The organism is Pelagibacterium sp. H642 (genome assembly GCF_031202855.1).
Lineage (GTDB): Bacteria > Pseudomonadota > Alphaproteobacteria > Rhizobiales > Devosiaceae > Pelagibacterium.
This window is the reverse complement of record NZ_CP101830.1, coordinates 304,742-319,520: the sequence shown is the minus strand read 5'-3', so window position 1 is coordinate 319,520 and position 14,779 is coordinate 304,742. Positions and strand designations below refer to the sequence as shown.

Sequence of the window (14,779 nt, the reverse complement as noted above, 5' to 3'; positions counted from 1 at the left end):
GATGAGTTATAGAAAGGCTTGCTATATGCGTGTTAGACAGGCCAGCCCCCTCAAATCTGAGACTTAGCTTTATTGCGCAACTTTGCTTAATTTGCAGCGCTGTCTCAGACGCGTGTCAATTGTGCTTCCGGACGAAGCAGGTCCCTTGCCTGCCGTGTGAGCCGTCCGGCCACCTTCGGCGCCGGGCTCTCGCACGGAGAGTCGATATGTCCGAGACAGAACCCTGGTTCAGCCCGCCCACCCCAGGTGGAGCAATCGATTTTTGCAGCCTTGAGCTAACGGCCCCAGTCGCCGCCGCGGCAATCGCCCAGATATTTGGTGAACGCGCTCAGACGATCGCGGCCTGGTGCGCCATCGCAGCGCGTCAGGAGGGCGACGACGCCCGGTATCGCCTGTGGCTGGAAACTTTCAAACGACTTCGTGCCGACAGCACGTCGGCAATTGACTGAGGCTGCGTAAGGTCCTCGGTGGGAACATAAAGCAATTTATTCGTCCGTATTATAAATATGCGTCGAATAATATTGGAAATTGGCTTCGTTCCCCGCCAGCCTTCGCTCCTGATTTCAACAGAGGGGAACATCATGAAAAGACTTCACCTGGCACTGCCCTTGGCGGTGCTGTCATGCGCCATGAGCTCGGCACAGGCGCAGCAATTGATCGTCAATTCCTATGGCGGTCCCTACGAGCAAATCATCCGCGACACCATCATCACCCCATTTGAGGAAGAATTCGGCGTCTCGGTCGTCTATGACGCCGTCGGGTCGTCTTCTCAGGACTATGCCAAGATCAAGGCGACCAACGGCCAACCGGGGTTTGATGTCGTTGTTATGACAGCCTCGCAATCGCTTGATGGATGCCGCGACGGCCTGCTCGAGCCGCTTTCAACCGAGACTGTACCAAACCTTGCTCACCTCAACCCTGCGATCAGTGCAGTGGCCGGAGAGTGCGGTGCGGTGCACGAATTGCAGTACCTTTCCCTCCTCTATCGAACCGATGTGTTCGAGACCGCTCCGGATTCATGGATGGACCTCTACGACGAGCGGCTGGACGGCAAGATCATCCTGCCCACCTTCAACAATGTGATGGCAGCCTATCTCACCCAGCTGATGTCGGTGATCCATGGTGGGGATCTCGACACAAATATCGATCCCGGTTTCGACGCGATGACCCGTCTTGCCGGCCAAACGATCGGGTTCGAACAATCCTCAGCCATTCTTGAAAGTTACATTCGTGACGGCCGGGTGAGCGCCATGCCATTCTGGGATGGACGCGCCCAGCTCCTGGTCGATTCCGGTGCTCCCGTCGACTACGTGCTGCCCCAAGAAGGATCAGTACCGCTTATCGCTACGCTCAACGTTCCGGTAGGGGCCCAGAACAAGGAACTGGCGCTCGAGTTCGTCAATTTCTTTCTCGAAAAGACCAGCCAGGAGCGCTGGGTCGAGGGCTACAAGGTCGGGAGCGCCAGGACCGATATCGAAGTGTCCGAGGCCGCACGTGAACGCAAGATCACAACCCAGGCCGATCTTGAGGGCCTCTACCTTCCCGACCTGAGTTCGCTCGCTGCCAACCTGCCCGAATGGGGTATGCGTTGGGAGCGCGAAGTGGTGCCGGCGGCGCGGTGATCCCTGATGTCATCGATTGCTCTTAAAGCAGGGGGAGGCCGGCTCTTTGGCCCGGCCCCTCTGCGCCAATATCTGCCGCTGTTTCCGCCCTCGCTCGTGCTCTTGGTGTTCTTTGCCATTCCCATGGGGATGATGGTGGGGCTCAGTTTCCAGCAACAGGGCTCGACCGCCTTTACACTGGCCAGCTATGGGCGATTTTTCGGCGACCCCTTCACCCTCGCCGGTCTCGCTCGCACCGTTGCCATGTCCGGGCTTGTTGCCATTTGCGTGACGCTCATGGCCTATCCTGTGGCGTACTATTTGGCACGCTCACGCTCGCGATGGCGTCCGGTGGTGTTTGCGCTCGCCATCGCACCCGAGCTGGCCGGTGTGGTGTTGCGGACCTATGGCTGGCTGATCATCCTTGAGGATCAGGGATTCATCAACAACGCCCTGATCTGGCTTGGTGTGGTCGCCGAACCCCTGCCGCTGGCCAAGAATATGTTCGGCGTGGTGGTCGGGCTCACCCACGTCATTTTACCCTTTGGCATTCTTTCGCTTCTGACGAGCCTGCAAGGGGTCGACCCCAACCTTGAAAAGTCGGCTCAGATCCTGGGGGCTTCCCGCGTCTCTGTGCTGCGCCACATCGTTGTGCCGCTAACTGTCCCGGGTATCGTCAGTTCGATCCTGCTCGCCTTTACCATGTCAGCCAGCGCCTATGCGACACCAGCGATCCTGGGTGGAGCCGGGTTCAAGGTCCTGGCCACCATGATCTACGAACAGGTGCTTTTCTATATCGACTGGTCGTTTGCCGCAGTCATGGCCAACGTGCTGCTCGTCATGATGCTGGCCATCGCCTTTGCCGGATCGCGGCTCGAAGCGCGGCTGCACAAAAAGCTCCACGTCTAGCAGGAAGGTTGCGATGAACCAGATTGTCTCCGGCCTGTTCTGGGTCTCCTTGACCCTGATCCTGGCCTTTATCACCCTTCCCCTGGTGGTGGTGGTCGCCGCCTCGCTCAGCCCCACATCGGTTGTTACGCTCATTCCATGGGATTGGACCATACGGTGGTATGGCGAGTTGATGGCTCAGCGCTGGATCGACCCGTTCGTCCTCAGCGCCCAATTGGCGGTCATCGTTTCGATTGCCAGCGGAATCCTTGGCCTGCTGGGCGCCTATGTCGTGGCCTATGAAAAATGCCCCGGCCATGCCGCGATCATGTCGTTCCTGCTCTCGCCACTGGCCGTACCCCAAATCGTCAAAGGCGTTGCGGTCGTGCTGTTTCTCTCTTCGGCAGGGCTCTATCACTGGCTGGGCACGCCAGGATTGATTGCCGCCCACATCATTCTCACCCTGCCTTTTGCAGTGCGCATGATCGCAACCGCCATGTTCAATTTCGACAAAAACCTGGACCGAGCGGGGCAAAGCCTTGGTGCGAGCAAGGCCCAGCGCGTGCGCTACCTGCTCTTGCCGATCATCAAGCCGGGGCTGTTCTCGGGGATGACCTTTGCCTTCATCATCTCGTTCAACAACATCCCCCTATCGGTCTTTCTGGTGCGCCCGGGCGAAACCACCCTTCCGATCACCGTCATCAACTATCTCGAATACAGCCTCGACCCAGTGCTCGCCGCGGTCAATGTGGCGTCCCTTATCTTCGTTCTGGGCGTGATCTTCATCTTTGAAAAAGTTGGCGGGTTCTCCGCTCAAATCCATGGTGGCAGCAAATGAACATTAGCGACATCGAACTGATCGGGCTGAGCAAAAGATATGGGGCCAGCCAAGTCGTCAAAGACATCGATCTTGCCATCCCGCATGGCGAATTCGTTTCCATTCTGGGACCGTCCGGATGCGGCAAGACCACGACCCTTAACATGATCGCCGGGTTCACCGACCCCACAAGCGGGCAAATCCGCATCCGGGGCAAGGATCAAACCGGGGTTCCACCCGAACGCCGTCAGATCGGCCTGGTGTTTCAAAATTATGCGCTTTTCCCGCACATGACCGTCGCCGAAAATGTCGGCTTTGGTCTCAAAATGCAGCGCAAGCCTCGAGCCGAAATTGATGCCCAAGTGAAAAAAGCGCTCCAGAGCGTGCATCTTGAAGGCCTGGAAGATCGCTACCCTAAGGAGCTTTCCGGCGGCCAGCAGCAGCGCACCGCTTTAGCCCGAGCCATCGCGCCGCGCCCATCGCTCCTGCTCTTGGACGAACCGCTCTCAAACCTCGACCTCAAGCTGCGCGAGGCCATGCGGATCGAACTCAAGGAAGTCCAACAGGATCTGGGGATCACCTTTGTTTACGTCACCCACGATCAAGAGGAGGCCATGGCCATGTCGGACCGGGTGGTCGTCATGCACAATGGTGTCATCGCCCAGATGGGATCCCCCGGAGAGATCTACCGCTCACCCAAGACAACCTATGTCGCCGACTTCATCGGCAAATCCAACATCTTTGGCGTGACCCCGCTTTCCGGCGATGCCAGTCGATGCCGGATCAGGATCTTGGACACGGGCCTCGATCTCACCGTCGCTGAACCGGTCGAGCAAAGAGATGTCGCGTTCTGCTGTATCCGACCCGAAGCTCTTAGATGGTCCGATACCAATCAGTTCGACGGTCCGCCGACCAATGTCCTTGCTGTCACCATCGTCAAGATCGTCAATCTGGGAGCCTATTTGGAAGTGTGGGGACGCCACCCAAGCGGCACCATTTTCAAAGCCTTGATCAGCGCAGCGCGGGCATCCCAGCTCTCGGTCAATGAGCATATCGAACTTACCGTCGATCCCAAGGCCATTCACTTGTTGGCCGCATGAATTGATTGGTTCCCACTATCAATCTCTTTGCATTGATATTGGATCGACCCGCGCCCATCGCCGTACCCTCTTATTGGCCGCAACAGTCGGCCGAGCCAAGGAGAACCAATATGCTCACCAAAAACAGGATCAAGTCGGTTCAGCACGAAAGCAATGTCTGCGCTGATATCGAGGGGTTTGATTTTAATTCTTATTCATCGGACGACATCGCCATTGTCCGCCAGCTGTGGCTTCAGCACGGGGTGATCCGCTTTCGCGACGCCAATATCAGTGATGCCCAGCAAGTCGATTTTTCGCGGCATTTCGGCGAATTCGTCATTCATCCCAAACAGCTCCAGGAGGGCGGCCATCCGACCCATCCGGAGATTTTGGTGATCTCCAACGCCATGAAGGGTGGCAAGCCGAGCGGGGCGATGGGCAACAGCGAAGCCACCTGGCATACCGACACATGGTTTTACGAGCGGCCGCCGGCCGGCGCGATCCTACGCGCCGTCCAAGTGCCAGCCTCGGGAGGCGACACCTATTTCCTCTCTACCTACCGCGCCTATGATACCCTACCCGGCCACCTGCGCGAGAGTGTCACCGGACGGCAGATCTTTTTTCAAAACGTCTACGACAAGACCGGCAAGCTCCGCCTGGGCAAGGCCGAACCCAAATCCGAAGACTTCCGCGAATGGCAGGGCATTGTGCATCCGCTCGTGCGAACGCACGGGGAGACCGGGCGCAAGGCGCTCTATCTGGGTGGAACCTCGGAAGGCGCCTGGATCGTTGGGATGCCGCTCGATGAAAGCGATGACCTGCTCGCCCAGCTTTGGAAGCACACAACCGGCACCCACGAAGTCTTTGTTCAAAAGTGGGACGCTGGCGACATCATGATGTGGGACAACCGCTGCACCATGCACCGCCGCGATTCCTTTGATCCCAATTCGATCCGCATCATGCACCGCACCACGACCGCCGGTGAGCGGCCGGTTTGATCGCAGGCGCAACGATCCCATGACGCAGGACCACTACCACATCGCCAACCACCCCGCCCCGCTCGAGCCTGACCTGGTTGACCTTCTCGGGCAGGTTGAGACCGCCACCATCGGCCATGTCGAACATTGGGGGTTTCTCGCCAACGACATTCGACCGGTGTTCCCGGCCCGTGCCGTCGGCAGGGCGGTCACTGTTGCCGCTCCGGGGCGGGATGGCAAGGTCATCTATATGGCGATCGATCGCCTGGAGCCTGGCGATATCCTTGTGGTCGCCAGGGTCGATGGGGATGGACTGGCCTGCGTCGGCGGCGGCGTGACGGCGGCGGCAAAGGCCAAAGGGGCCGCCGCCATCATCGTTGATGGTCCGTGCACCGATCCCGACGAGATCATCGAAAATGGTCTCCCCGTCTGGTGCCGCGGCGTATCGGCAAGGACAACCTCGCGGCACATTTCGATCGGTGGCGCCATCAATGAGCCTGTTGCCTGCGGCGGCGCGGCGGTGCTCCCAGGCTATTGCGTGCTGGCCGATTCAAGCGGGATCTTTCTCGCCGATCCGGTCCGCATGCATCGGCTGGCCCATCAAGCGCTCACCCGGCAGCGTCGTTCGATCACGCTCCGGCCCCACCTTGAAGCGGGAAAATCCATCTTTGACTTTGATGCGGAGAACGGCAAATGAAGGTCGCCCTGATTCAGATGAACTCTCAGCCCGATCGGGTGCACAATTTACGCCGGGCGCTTGAACTCATGTCAGACGCCGTGGCTGCGCACCGCCCTGACCTCATTGTTTTACCCGAACACTTCGATTGGTCGGGGGGAACCCCTGCGCAAAAACTTGAGGCTGCAGACAGCGTGCCCGGCGGGCAAGCCTATACAATGCTCTCGCGCTTTGCGGCCGAGCACCGTGTGTGGATCCATGCGGGCAGCATTCTCGAAAAAATTCCTGACAGCGGGAAAATCTATAACACCACAGTCGTTTTCAACGAAACGGGCGGCGAAGTTGGTCGCTACCGCAAGCTCCATCTGTTCGACATCACAACCCCGGCAGGGCGAAGTTATGGGGAGTCCGAGACAGTCGCCCCCGGCTCGGGGGTGTTCGTCTATGACTACATGGGGTTCAGGATCGGCTGCGTCATCTGCTACGATTTGAGATTTTCCAACCTCTTCTGGCAATTGGCGCATCTAGGGGCCGATGTCCTGGTCCTGCCAGCGGCGTTCACCGTGGAAACCGGGCGCGACCATTGGGAGGTGTTGTGCCGATCGCGGGCCATCGAGTTCCAATCCTATTTTCTGGCCTGCGGACAATGGGGGCCCTATCGAGCGGCCGGTGGTGAAACGCGGGAGTGCTTTGGCGATACCCTCGTCTGTGACCCGTGGGGACAGATCATCGCCCGGGCCAATGACGGGGAGGCCATCGTTGTGGCCGAACTAGACCCCGAACGCGTTCAAAAGGTTCGCGCGCTCATCCCCATGCAGGCTCACCGTAAGCCGCTTGCCCGGTGCGGCACCTGCCGAGCTGATGGCCCTGTACACCAAGACATATAGACATAAACTCGAGCGCAGGGATCGAAGCAAGCACCGATCCGGCCAGAATCCCTCTCATGGCACCAGTTTTGCCATCTTGGCCAAGCGAGCAGGCTTCTGCCGCATCTGAGTTGCCGCAAAGCGCGGGCTGGCTTTACTTTTGTCCTAACGTCCCCCGGTCGTTGCCTAGGTTCTGCGTCAACGAAGTCGAGGATGCCGAGCAACTCGCCGCTGGCTTGGCGTGAACTCACCGCGATTTTCGCCAGCAATAGCGGGCGCAAAGGGCTGCACGTGTCATGGCGGCGGCCTCCTTCCTGTCTAGAGGTTCCTCAAATCCTTGATGAGTGCGAACAGATGCAGCGGATCGGTGGGGGACGGCTGGAAGTCGAACCGCTCATAGAACGTCCGTGCTGCGTCGTTCTTGGCGTGAATCACGAGCGCGCGGACACCGGCAATGTCGGCCACTTGCAGCGTCCGCAGAACGGCATCGCGTAACAACCCCGCGCCGATCCTCTTGCCCTGCCACGCCTCGCTGACGCCGAGCCGGGCCAGCAGCATCACCGGCACGGGATGCCGGGCTAGTCCCGTGGTCAGCCGCTCGGGGGCCTCATCGTAGCGAACTTCGCCGACAACGAGAGTATAGAAACCGACGATGGCGTCGTCCGAAAGGGCGATATAGGCCTGCGAGGCGTTCGCCATCTGGTTCGGCAAAGCGGACCAGAAATCGATTTAGGGCTTCCTCGCCGCAGTTGAAGCTCTCGACTTCATGGCGGCGATGCAGCTTCTCGATGCAAAAGCCCATCACGAACGATTATCGTCCGAAAAGACGCTCGGCTCATTCAGCAGCTTGCGCAGGCACGGCAGATCACGCGGCGGGGCGTCCAGCGCGGCAACAAAGGTTCCCCATTTCTTTGGCGGAAGCTGGAAAACGCGCCGGTCGGCAAGGGCTTCCTCGGCGCGGCCAAGCGCGCTTTCAAGCACAAACTCGCTCAACGAGCGGCGTTGTGCCTGCGCGGCGGCGGCAAGGGTACGCTTGGCCTCCGCCGTCAGGCGAAGATCGAGCTTTTCGGTGCGGGTGATGCGTGTGGTCATGGCGTTATCTCCTCAACGTATCTTGCCAATCGCCAGACAACGTCAAGACAATCCGTTTGCGGCATAATGTGTCCTTCCATCCGGCTCGTGCCGTGTAGGCGGCATGCTCTGTATGCTCACCTGTTCGATGGCGCCGAGCGTGCCGTTTTTCAAGCCAAGACCACGCTCGTTTTGCAGCAACATGACGCTGGCCCATAGCTCAAGTGCGAGGACGCTGAACACAGGCGTCTGGACGAAACTCGGAAAGACGGGATTTGACCCGCACGCCAGAACTCACCCTTCGCAGAATCGGGCGTGATCGATGGCGCACTGCTTGATCAAATTCCCAGTATCCGAGACATAGTTTTCGAGCCAACCTAGGAGCCAGAAAGGCTGTGGCGCGGCGTTGCCGCGCATTGGTGGGTGGCGCTGCGATAAATGGAGGCTGAGCCGCGGGCATTTAATTCGGCATACCAACATAACCGGCAACATTGCCCAAACTATGCTGGCGATTTGACTACGCAGACGGCAAACACCATGGGGGCCCGCGGGGGCGGGTCGTGAATTTGCAGCCAACAACATGGTAAGCGGGAAGGATCACGCGGCTGTGCGCAACTGACCGTTGACAAGGTGCGTAATCTACGCACATATGGACCCATGCAAACGGTCTGCGAACTCGACTCGTTTAGAAAAGCCGCCAAGGCTTGTGGCATGTCCAACGAAGACGTTGCCGAACTGATTGACTATCTCGCCGCCAATCCGGACGCGGGCGACGAAATGGAAGGCACTGGGGGGTGCCGAAAAGTTCGTTTCGCCATTCGAGGGAACAATAAAGGTAAGAGCGGCGGCGTCAGGACTATCACCCTGTACACGGGGGATGGTCTTCCGGTTTTCCTGATCACTGTTTTCGGGAAAAGCCAGAAAGTCAGCCTGTCTAAGGCGGAACGAAACGGATTGAAAAAGCTTTCCGGGCTAATAGTAGAAGAATATGCGCAGCGGGTTATGGCGCTGGCAGCAGGAGACAGAGCATGAGCAAACAGGTATTCGATCAGATCGCGGAGGGGTTAAATGAGGCTTTGGCCGTCGCCCGTGGCGAGGCCGAACCCTATAAGCTTCATGTGCCTGCCGAGATCGATGTTAAGGCTATTCGCGCGCGCACCGGTTTGTCGCAGAAGGACTTCGCGTCCACGTTCGGCTTTGGTTTTGACCAATTGAAGCAGTGGGAACAGGGGCGCTCCCGGCCCGTACAGGCGCTCCGCGCTTACCTGCTGCTGATCAATTCCAAGCCGGTTGAAATGGTGGAGGCACTCCGTCAACTCAACGCCGAGTTCGCAGCAGAGGAACCCGCGCGGCTCGCCATGTGAGCTACCAAGTACGAAGCATATACCAACCCCGCTCCGGCGGGGCTTTCTTTTGCCCTCTGTCAGATGTGAATCGAGGCAACCGTCTCGCGGGATCTCCCTGGTTGCTAGCACCCTATAGCCGCTCATCGCGTCCGCTCCAGCTCCCCGATGAGCGGCTCACTCGTTCTAGCCGTTGACTTCGATGGCGTTGACGTCCACGCCGAAGCTCACATCGCTCGCGTCGGTCTGAACTTCCACTACTAAGAGAACCCTGCCCCCCCGCTTTAGCACGGGGGCTGGTGGTTTGGGGGAGAGGCTCGGCTTCGGTCGGACCTTTTTTCACCGCTTAATCGCGACCTAATAGCCGGGACTAGCCGCTCGATGCACGGCTCAGGCCGGGGTCGTGATCCAACGCTGCAACCGCTCGGGCTCAGAGGCTTGTGCGAATGGGTGATCGATCGTGCGAATGCCTCCTCCTTTGCCGAAAAAGACAGCCTTACAATCCATCGTGAAGATAGGGGCAGGTAATCTCCCCGTAGTTCACATGGATCTGGGTCTGTTCGGCGCCGATCGAACTTATCCCCCACCTTCCCGCCTCGGCTATCCTGCCTCCATTGACCTTCGATGGAGAGCGGTTATGCACCTCAAAGAATGGAAGCTGTTGCTGCGGATCATCGCAGCAGTCATGGATTATCTGCTGGAGCGCCTATGGTACGGAATGCGATGATTGTTGGCTTGGCCCTGGGTTGGATCAGCATCTTGCCAGCCCAGGCGCAACCTATCCTCGATGTGTGCACGCCGAACCAGCGCAACACGCCGGACAAAACCTGTATCGTTGACGGCGACACGCTTTGGCTCAATGGCGAGAACATTCGCCTCGAGGGCTTCGACACGCCAGAGCCGCAAACAAATATCTGCGGTGGTGACCAGGAGAAGGCCCTGGCCACCCAGGCGAGCGCGAGGCTGCGCGAACTGCTCAACGACAACGAGTGGACCATCGAGCGTGTCGGTATGGACCGCAACGGGCGAACATTGGCCACCATCAGGATTGGCGGTCGTGATGTCGGCGAATGGCTTGTAGAAGAGCGCTTGGCGCGATGGTGGCCAGATGGTGAGGAGTGGTGGTGCGCCGACTGATGCGAAAACCGGTCTGCCGAGGTTGGGGGCTCAAAGGCAGACCGGTTCACCCTTAGCGGGAGTGTCCGCCGCAATGGGTGTGTCACGGTGTCGTGAACAATTGCGGCAAGTGTGGGGCATCGGGCGCGGTTATTAGCTATTGAGCTTGTGCAACCGCCGCGCTGTCCTGGAGGGTCGATATTTCCGTGTGACTTTGCGCTCAAACGGATATTCGGAGCTGCGGTATAGATCCGCGATAGCGTTGCCGGCGAACCATCGCTCGCCAACGATCATGCGGGCGCCCTTTAGGCTGACAGGCGCCGCCTCTTCCATTGCGAAGCGGACTGCCTTGGCCGCTGTAGGGAATTCTCGAGCCCCCTCTTGTTTTGCACTGTGCCAGTCGCTGCCCAGATAAAGGGCCGCGCGGGCGTTCATTTCTATATTTGTCATAGTTCCTTTGCCGGGCAATGACCCGGCCATGTTAAAGTGCCTCAAGCCGCATCGGGCGAGGCACTGGTGAAAATCGATTCTGTCTGGGAGAATCAAAACGGCTGCCGTGGTCGGCGCGTCTTTTGGGTACATGGTTCTCGAATGCGCCGTTTACAAGGTCAGAGGCAACCGGGCTATTTCCCCATTGCGCCGAACAGCTCCATGAAGCACCTTTCCTGCATGACTTTGTTCGCGCGTCTGCTTCTGATCGCCGGTGGTCTTGGAATCGTTGCGAGCCTTGTGCTAGCTGCACGGCCACTGCTCGGATTTTAACAATGACGCGCGACGATCCAGATCCTTATATTGATTTCCCCGAGCCAGATGCCGAGGAGCACCACCCGCGTCGCGTGCGTCGCCCAAAGGCTGACCGGCGACCGCCATCGAGTGATCGCTAGGCAAGCCGATCATCAACAAATGTGACAGAGCTAAGTCTGATCCGCTGCCGGAGATGGAAGCAAAGGTTTGCCGGCTAATGAATCACGCTCAGGTTGGCCGCAATAGGCCAACCCGTAGCATTAAGGGCCACATCATAGCTCAAACGTTGACCAACGTTGAGCAATGCCCAGCCCGCCCGCTCTATTGCTTCCCAAGGAACATGAACATCATGGCCATGATCGCTCGGCTCAATTGTCCCATATCCTTGAGATTGATCGTAAAACTTGACGGTTCCAGTGGCCACCAGACGCCTCCTTTTTAACGCCGATAGAGTGATGGTCCGCGCGGACGAATAGATTTCCCTTGCTTTTCCCAATCATGGGCACTGCCGTTATGCAGTTGCTCCGCGTCCACAGGCGGAAGACCGTGGCGTTCCATCCAGTTTCTGACCACTTGTTTGGCCTCGGCCGTTGTTCGGCCGGTTTGGGTGCGCACCGCATCGACCAGATCCAATTCTCTTTCAAGCAAATCGAGGTCGATTTCCGAGAGGTTTGGCCACTCCGTGAGCGCGGCCTGGCGTAAGGCAGATTTGGCGCGGATCGAATTCACCGATCCCGACACATCATATTTGAACATGAAAGTGCTCCGGCGAGAGCGGACAGCGGAGACGCTTACCTTGGATAGCCCAGGGCCAAATCTACACTCAAGCCAAGCCTATATGTAGGCGCCCCGCGAATTGAAAACAATGCAGGGAGGCTGACCCAAGCGTTCATCTGCCTGCCATCTCGATGGCCTAGGCCCATAGGTTACCAAACGCCATTTACACCTACGGCATAGACCACGACGGATATAGAACAGATGAACCCCAGCCATATAAACAAACTGAAAGGAAGGTAGCCGAGAGTTTCTTTCTGCGTCATCGGATGACCTTCATCAATGCTCTTTCCTTCTTCGACATGGTCGAGAGTGCACGCGCCAGGCGGGGATAAACGTGCTTATCAAAAGTCGGTGGCCGCTCAGCGATACCCTTGGGATAAGCGATTATCTTGGAAGCGGAGAGTAGATCGAAGTTCACGATACTGTCCTTTCAATAAGTCCGAAGGCTTGTTCAGTCCTGGGAGAAATATTCAGCTCGCCACAGCCGCGGATACTTTTCGCCTCGTCCTGAGCTTTGACGTATGCTCGAGGTTGACCTGCGCTTCGCCCGCAAGCCTGAGCGCTTTCAAGCGAGCGGTTTTTTCTCGGGTTTCGCGAAGCTCGGTTTCAACGCTACTCATGGCGGTTTCTTCCCGCCTTTGATAGCTGCAAAACGACTTTCAGCAACTGCACGGAGTGTGCTTGTCATGTTAACTCCTAACGAGGAGAAGGGCCGCACTGGAGCGGCCCGTTCCATTAGTTGGCGAGCTGAAGATTGGTCGCAGACGACTTGCCATCACGACCCTGCTGAAGATCGTAGGAGACCTTCTGACCTTCGGCGAGACCGGACAGGCCGGCCTGTTCGACAGCGGAGATGTGGACGAATGCGTCCTTGGAGCCATCGGCCGGCGAAATGAAGCCGAAGCCTTTGGTGGAATTGAAGAACTTGACGGTGCCATTAATCATGGGAATACCTGTTTGGTTGGCTCGAAGCGATGCACGAGCGGATTTCCGCCCCGCAACAGCGCGGGGTCGGCACGTTCGCAAGAATCGAGGGTTAGCCAAGCAATCCGGCCATGCCGGTGATCAGGTAGCCGAAGACGGCTGGAAACGTACACCCAATATGGGTACGCCCACGTCAAATAGCAACAGCGTGTGAAAGATCTTCTGAATCACTCGCTTCTTCATAGAGAATTTTCGGCCGAGTGGAACCAAGTCACAGAGACCGCGCGGTGCCTTCAAACAGCACCCAAAGGCGCCTTTCAAAGCAAATCAATAGGATCCCCGGTCGGACATGACCCGCGATGCACTTAATCATTGGCTGATGTTCAAGCTCCGAGTCCAACAAGGACCTCGGCAAGCTCGTCGCAAGATTGGCGAAGCCCGCCAACTATCCTCTTGGGGCAAGGCAATGCCAGGATAGGGGCTGGTCATTGGAGTTTGTCAGCCATGCACCTTCCGGGTCGGAGCGCTCATCAGCCGACGGTACTCTTCCTCGGGCTTGCCATAAGCATCGGCTGCGAATTCCTCAAGGGCCTCGCGGTTCCGGATGGTCACGTAACCTCTCTCTGCGCGGATAAAGCCGTTGCCTTCCAGGACGTGGAGGGAAGTCGTGACGCTTGGCCGCCGCACAGCAAGCATAAGTGCTATGAACTCGTGAGTGAGGACCATTTCGTCACCATCGGACCGATCATGGCACATTAGCAACCACCGGGCGAGCCGTTCATCGACAAGATGAACGGCATTTGAAAGAGCGGTGAACGAGATCTGCGTAGCCAGATTGTGCACGTAACGCTCCAGAACTTCGCGCAATGACGAACACAGAACAAGACATTCCCGGAGTCGGGTCGGCGACATCCGGTATGCCTCGCCCTGCCCCTGGACAACGATGTCATGAGCGCTGATGTCGATGCCCACCATCGCCGCGGTCGGAGAAAAGGCGTCACGACCGAATATCCCTGCCTCCGCACGGTGACCTTCGGGAGAAACCACAATGATGGACCCCAGGCCAGACTCAGGGAAAAAAACGCCATCCAAGGGCTTGTCTACTCGCGCGATGTGGAAACCTTTTTGGAGCGAAACCAGCTCTAGCGAGTCCCGTAGGCGATTGAAATCGGCCGGAGAAATGGTCGAAAGTATCTTGTTTCTGATCGAATGCTGCTGAAGCACAATGGCCCCTCACGTGGTTGGGGCAAGAGTGCAAAACTCCTAGCCGTTCGCGCCCATATCATTTGCGAACGATAACCGATCCTATGCGCAAAAATTGGCGGAAGCACGATCTGTGTACGCTGGCTGACCCAAATCAGGCCTTTCGATCTCTTCGCTATTATGGTCGCCTAACAACCTTACGAAGGCAGGACCGGATGGAGCAAGCAAAGGCCCAAACCGCCATCGTTGTCGAGGACGATCCGCTTATTGCGATGATGATCGTGTCCGAAATTCAAGATCTTGGGTGGAGCGTACAAGGAACAGCCCAAAATGAATCGGCGGCACTCGAACTTCTGAAAGCCCGAACGCCGGACCTGGCCTTGTTGGATGTGAAGTTGGGAGCTTCCAACAGCATGGCGATAGCCACGTTTTGCAAGCAGATTGGAATTCCGATCCTATTTCTTACGGGCTATGTCGCTTCCGATTTACCACCCGAATGCATTGATGCGCCCGTTTTGGCCAAACCGTTCTCCTCGTCGGATCTCCGCATCAGTATTGGACGGGCCCTAGCTCACACAGGATAGGACCGCACGCAGCAGACGCCAACCCTGCCGGAGCGGTTCGCCCCGCGTCGAAGGCTTAAGGCGCTCGGTACGAGCATCGATGCGGTAACACTGAGATCAGTCTTATTGGCCCT

At 57.9% G+C, this 14,779-nt stretch carries 20 protein-coding genes; 12 read left to right on the top strand and 8 right to left on the bottom strand.

From position 1 onward, the window contains the following. The first annotated feature begins 206 nt into the window (after positions 1-206). The 8 genes from NO934_RS19730 to NO934_RS19695 all read left to right on the top strand — a co-directional run bounded on the left by NO934_RS19730 (position 207) and on the right by NO934_RS19695 (position 6,925). Positions 207-449 (top strand): hypothetical protein, encoded by a 243-nt coding sequence (locus tag NO934_RS19730; RefSeq protein WP_309163894.1) that lies wholly within the window; start codon positions 207-209, stop codon positions 447-449. Between the two features lie 132 nt (positions 450-581). After that, positions 582-1,622 (top strand): ABC transporter substrate-binding protein, encoded by a 1,041-nt coding sequence (locus tag NO934_RS19725; protein WP_309163893.1) that lies wholly within the window; start codon positions 582-584, stop codon positions 1,620-1,622. Positions 1,623-1,628: 6 nt separating this feature from the next. Then, complete coding sequence (locus tag NO934_RS19720) at positions 1,629-2,510, top strand: ABC transporter permease (protein ID WP_309163891.1); 882 nt, start codon at positions 1,629-1,631, stop codon at positions 2,508-2,510. Positions 2,511-2,523: 13 nt separating this feature from the next. Next, complete coding sequence (locus NO934_RS19715) at positions 2,524-3,327, top strand: ABC transporter permease (protein ID WP_309163890.1); 804 nt, start codon at positions 2,524-2,526, stop codon at positions 3,325-3,327. Next, positions 3,324-4,406: an ABC transporter ATP-binding protein gene (locus NO934_RS19710; RefSeq protein ID WP_309163889.1), complete on the top strand. Its 1,083-nt coding sequence runs from the start codon at positions 3,324-3,326 to the stop codon at positions 4,404-4,406. The genes NO934_RS19715 and NO934_RS19710 overlap by 4 nt, the downstream gene beginning before the upstream one ends. 110 nt (positions 4,407-4,516) lie before the next feature. Next, a complete protein-coding gene (locus NO934_RS19705) occupies positions 4,517-5,383 on the top strand; it encodes a TauD/TfdA family dioxygenase (protein ID WP_309163887.1) in 867 nt (288 codons plus the stop codon). 19 nt (positions 5,384-5,402) lie between these two features. After that, positions 5,403-6,059: an RraA family protein gene (locus NO934_RS19700; protein WP_309163886.1), complete on the top strand. Its 657-nt coding sequence runs from the start codon at positions 5,403-5,405 to the stop codon at positions 6,057-6,059. Beyond that, positions 6,056-6,925 carry a carbon-nitrogen hydrolase family protein gene (locus NO934_RS19695; protein ID WP_309163884.1) on the top strand — a complete coding sequence of 290 codons (870 nt, stop codon included), beginning with the start codon at positions 6,056-6,058 and terminating at the stop codon, positions 6,923-6,925. The genes NO934_RS19700 and NO934_RS19695 overlap by 4 nt, the downstream gene beginning before the upstream one ends. Before the next feature lie 297 nt (positions 6,926-7,222). Here the strand turns inward: NO934_RS19695 and NO934_RS19690 are convergent, their stop codons facing one another. Together NO934_RS19690 and NO934_RS19685 are read right to left on the bottom strand one after the other, a co-directional pair. After that, on the bottom strand, positions 7,223-7,603 hold the full coding sequence (locus NO934_RS19690; protein ID WP_309163883.1) for a GNAT family N-acetyltransferase: 381 nt from the start codon (positions 7,601-7,603) through the stop codon (positions 7,223-7,225). A gap of 102 nt (positions 7,604-7,705) precedes the next feature. Beyond that, positions 7,706-7,996, bottom strand: coding sequence for a DUF1778 domain-containing protein (locus tag NO934_RS19685; RefSeq protein ID WP_309163881.1), 291 nt, complete (start codon positions 7,994-7,996; stop codon positions 7,706-7,708). A gap of 636 nt (positions 7,997-8,632) precedes the next feature. Between NO934_RS19685 and NO934_RS19680 the strand changes: the two genes are divergently transcribed. The 3 genes from NO934_RS19680 to NO934_RS19670 all read left to right on the top strand — a co-directional run bounded on the left by NO934_RS19680 (position 8,633) and on the right by NO934_RS19670 (position 10,455). Beyond that, positions 8,633-9,007 carry a type II toxin-antitoxin system RelE/ParE family toxin gene (locus NO934_RS19680; RefSeq protein ID WP_309163880.1) on the top strand — a complete coding sequence of 125 codons (375 nt, stop codon included), beginning with the start codon at positions 8,633-8,635 and terminating at the stop codon, positions 9,005-9,007. Then, on the top strand, positions 9,004-9,339 hold the full coding sequence (locus tag NO934_RS19675; RefSeq protein ID WP_309163878.1) for a transcriptional regulator: 336 nt from the start codon (positions 9,004-9,006) through the stop codon (positions 9,337-9,339). The genes NO934_RS19680 and NO934_RS19675 overlap by 4 nt, the downstream gene beginning before the upstream one ends. 687 nt (positions 9,340-10,026) lie before the next feature. Next, complete coding sequence (locus NO934_RS19670) at positions 10,027-10,455, top strand: thermonuclease family protein (RefSeq protein ID WP_309163877.1); 429 nt, start codon at positions 10,027-10,029, stop codon at positions 10,453-10,455. A 132-nt stretch (positions 10,456-10,587) separates the two neighbouring features. Here NO934_RS19670 and NO934_RS19665 read toward each other — a convergent pair whose 3' ends face one another. The 6 genes from NO934_RS19665 to NO934_RS19640 form a co-directional block, all read right to left on the bottom strand. Beyond that, complete coding sequence (locus tag NO934_RS19665) at positions 10,588-10,884, bottom strand: hypothetical protein (protein ID WP_309163876.1); 297 nt, start codon at positions 10,882-10,884, stop codon at positions 10,588-10,590. A 508-nt stretch (positions 10,885-11,392) separates the two neighbouring features. Continuing rightward, positions 11,393-11,602 carry a cold shock domain-containing protein gene (locus tag NO934_RS19660; protein WP_309163875.1) on the bottom strand — a complete coding sequence of 70 codons (210 nt, stop codon included), beginning with the start codon at positions 11,600-11,602 and terminating at the stop codon, positions 11,393-11,395. A 14-nt stretch (positions 11,603-11,616) separates the two neighbouring features. Then, positions 11,617-11,934: a hypothetical protein gene (locus NO934_RS19655; RefSeq protein ID WP_309163873.1), complete on the bottom strand. Its 318-nt coding sequence runs from the start codon at positions 11,932-11,934 to the stop codon at positions 11,617-11,619. Positions 11,935-12,214: 280 nt separating this feature from the next. Then, on the bottom strand, positions 12,215-12,373 hold the full coding sequence (locus NO934_RS19650) for a hypothetical protein (protein ID WP_309163872.1): 159 nt from the start codon (positions 12,371-12,373) through the stop codon (positions 12,215-12,217). A gap of 317 nt (positions 12,374-12,690) precedes the next feature. Beyond that, the gene (locus tag NO934_RS19645; RefSeq protein WP_309163871.1) at positions 12,691-12,900 is read right to left on the bottom strand and encodes a cold-shock protein; all 210 of its coding nucleotides are present in this window, start codon (positions 12,898-12,900) and stop codon (positions 12,691-12,693) included. Between the two features lie 477 nt (positions 12,901-13,377). Next, a complete protein-coding gene (locus NO934_RS19640; protein WP_375143324.1) occupies positions 13,378-14,106 on the bottom strand; it encodes a Crp/Fnr family transcriptional regulator in 729 nt (242 codons plus the stop codon). A gap of 191 nt (positions 14,107-14,297) precedes the next feature. Between NO934_RS19640 and NO934_RS19635 the strand changes: the two genes are divergently transcribed. After that, a complete protein-coding gene (locus tag NO934_RS19635) occupies positions 14,298-14,666 on the top strand; it encodes a response regulator (RefSeq protein ID WP_309163869.1) in 369 nt (122 codons plus the stop codon). Positions 14,667-14,779 lie beyond the last annotated feature (113 nt).

Bases quoted from the DNA above. Each gene is read 5' to 3' on its own strand.
- NO934_RS19730 (WP_309163894.1), top strand. From the start codon at position 207: ATGTCCGAGACAGAACCCTGGTTCAGCCCGCCCACCCCAGGTGGAGCA.
- NO934_RS19725 (WP_309163893.1), top strand. From the start codon at position 582: ATGAAAAGACTTCACCTGGCACTGCCCTTGGCGGTGCTGTCATGCGCC.
- NO934_RS19720 (WP_309163891.1), top strand. From the start codon at position 1,629: ATGTCATCGATTGCTCTTAAAGCAGGGGGAGGCCGGCTCTTTGGCCCG.
- NO934_RS19715 (WP_309163890.1), top strand. From the start codon at position 2,524: ATGAACCAGATTGTCTCCGGCCTGTTCTGGGTCTCCTTGACCCTGATC.
- NO934_RS19710 (WP_309163889.1), top strand. From the start codon at position 3,324: ATGAACATTAGCGACATCGAACTGATCGGGCTGAGCAAAAGATATGGG.
- NO934_RS19705 (WP_309163887.1), top strand. From the start codon at position 4,517: ATGCTCACCAAAAACAGGATCAAGTCGGTTCAGCACGAAAGCAATGTC.
- NO934_RS19700 (WP_309163886.1), top strand. From the start codon at position 5,403: ATGACGCAGGACCACTACCACATCGCCAACCACCCCGCCCCGCTCGAG.
- NO934_RS19695 (WP_309163884.1), top strand. From the start codon at position 6,056: ATGAAGGTCGCCCTGATTCAGATGAACTCTCAGCCCGATCGGGTGCAC.
- NO934_RS19690 (WP_309163883.1), bottom strand. From the start codon at position 7,603: ATGGCGAACGCCTCGCAGGCCTATATCGCCCTTTCGGACGACGCCATC.
- NO934_RS19685 (WP_309163881.1), bottom strand. From the start codon at position 7,996: ATGACCACACGCATCACCCGCACCGAAAAGCTCGATCTTCGCCTGACG.
- NO934_RS19680 (WP_309163880.1), top strand. From the start codon at position 8,633: ATGCAAACGGTCTGCGAACTCGACTCGTTTAGAAAAGCCGCCAAGGCT.
- NO934_RS19675 (WP_309163878.1), top strand. From the start codon at position 9,004: ATGAGCAAACAGGTATTCGATCAGATCGCGGAGGGGTTAAATGAGGCT.
- NO934_RS19670 (WP_309163877.1), top strand. From the start codon at position 10,027: ATGGTACGGAATGCGATGATTGTTGGCTTGGCCCTGGGTTGGATCAGC.
- NO934_RS19665 (WP_309163876.1), bottom strand. From the start codon at position 10,884: ATGACAAATATAGAAATGAACGCCCGCGCGGCCCTTTATCTGGGCAGC.
- NO934_RS19655 (WP_309163873.1), bottom strand. From the start codon at position 11,934: ATGTTCAAATATGATGTGTCGGGATCGGTGAATTCGATCCGCGCCAAA.
- NO934_RS19645 (WP_309163871.1), bottom strand. From the start codon at position 12,900: ATGATTAATGGCACCGTCAAGTTCTTCAATTCCACCAAAGGCTTCGGC.
- NO934_RS19635 (WP_309163869.1), top strand. From the start codon at position 14,298: ATGGAGCAAGCAAAGGCCCAAACCGCCATCGTTGTCGAGGACGATCCG.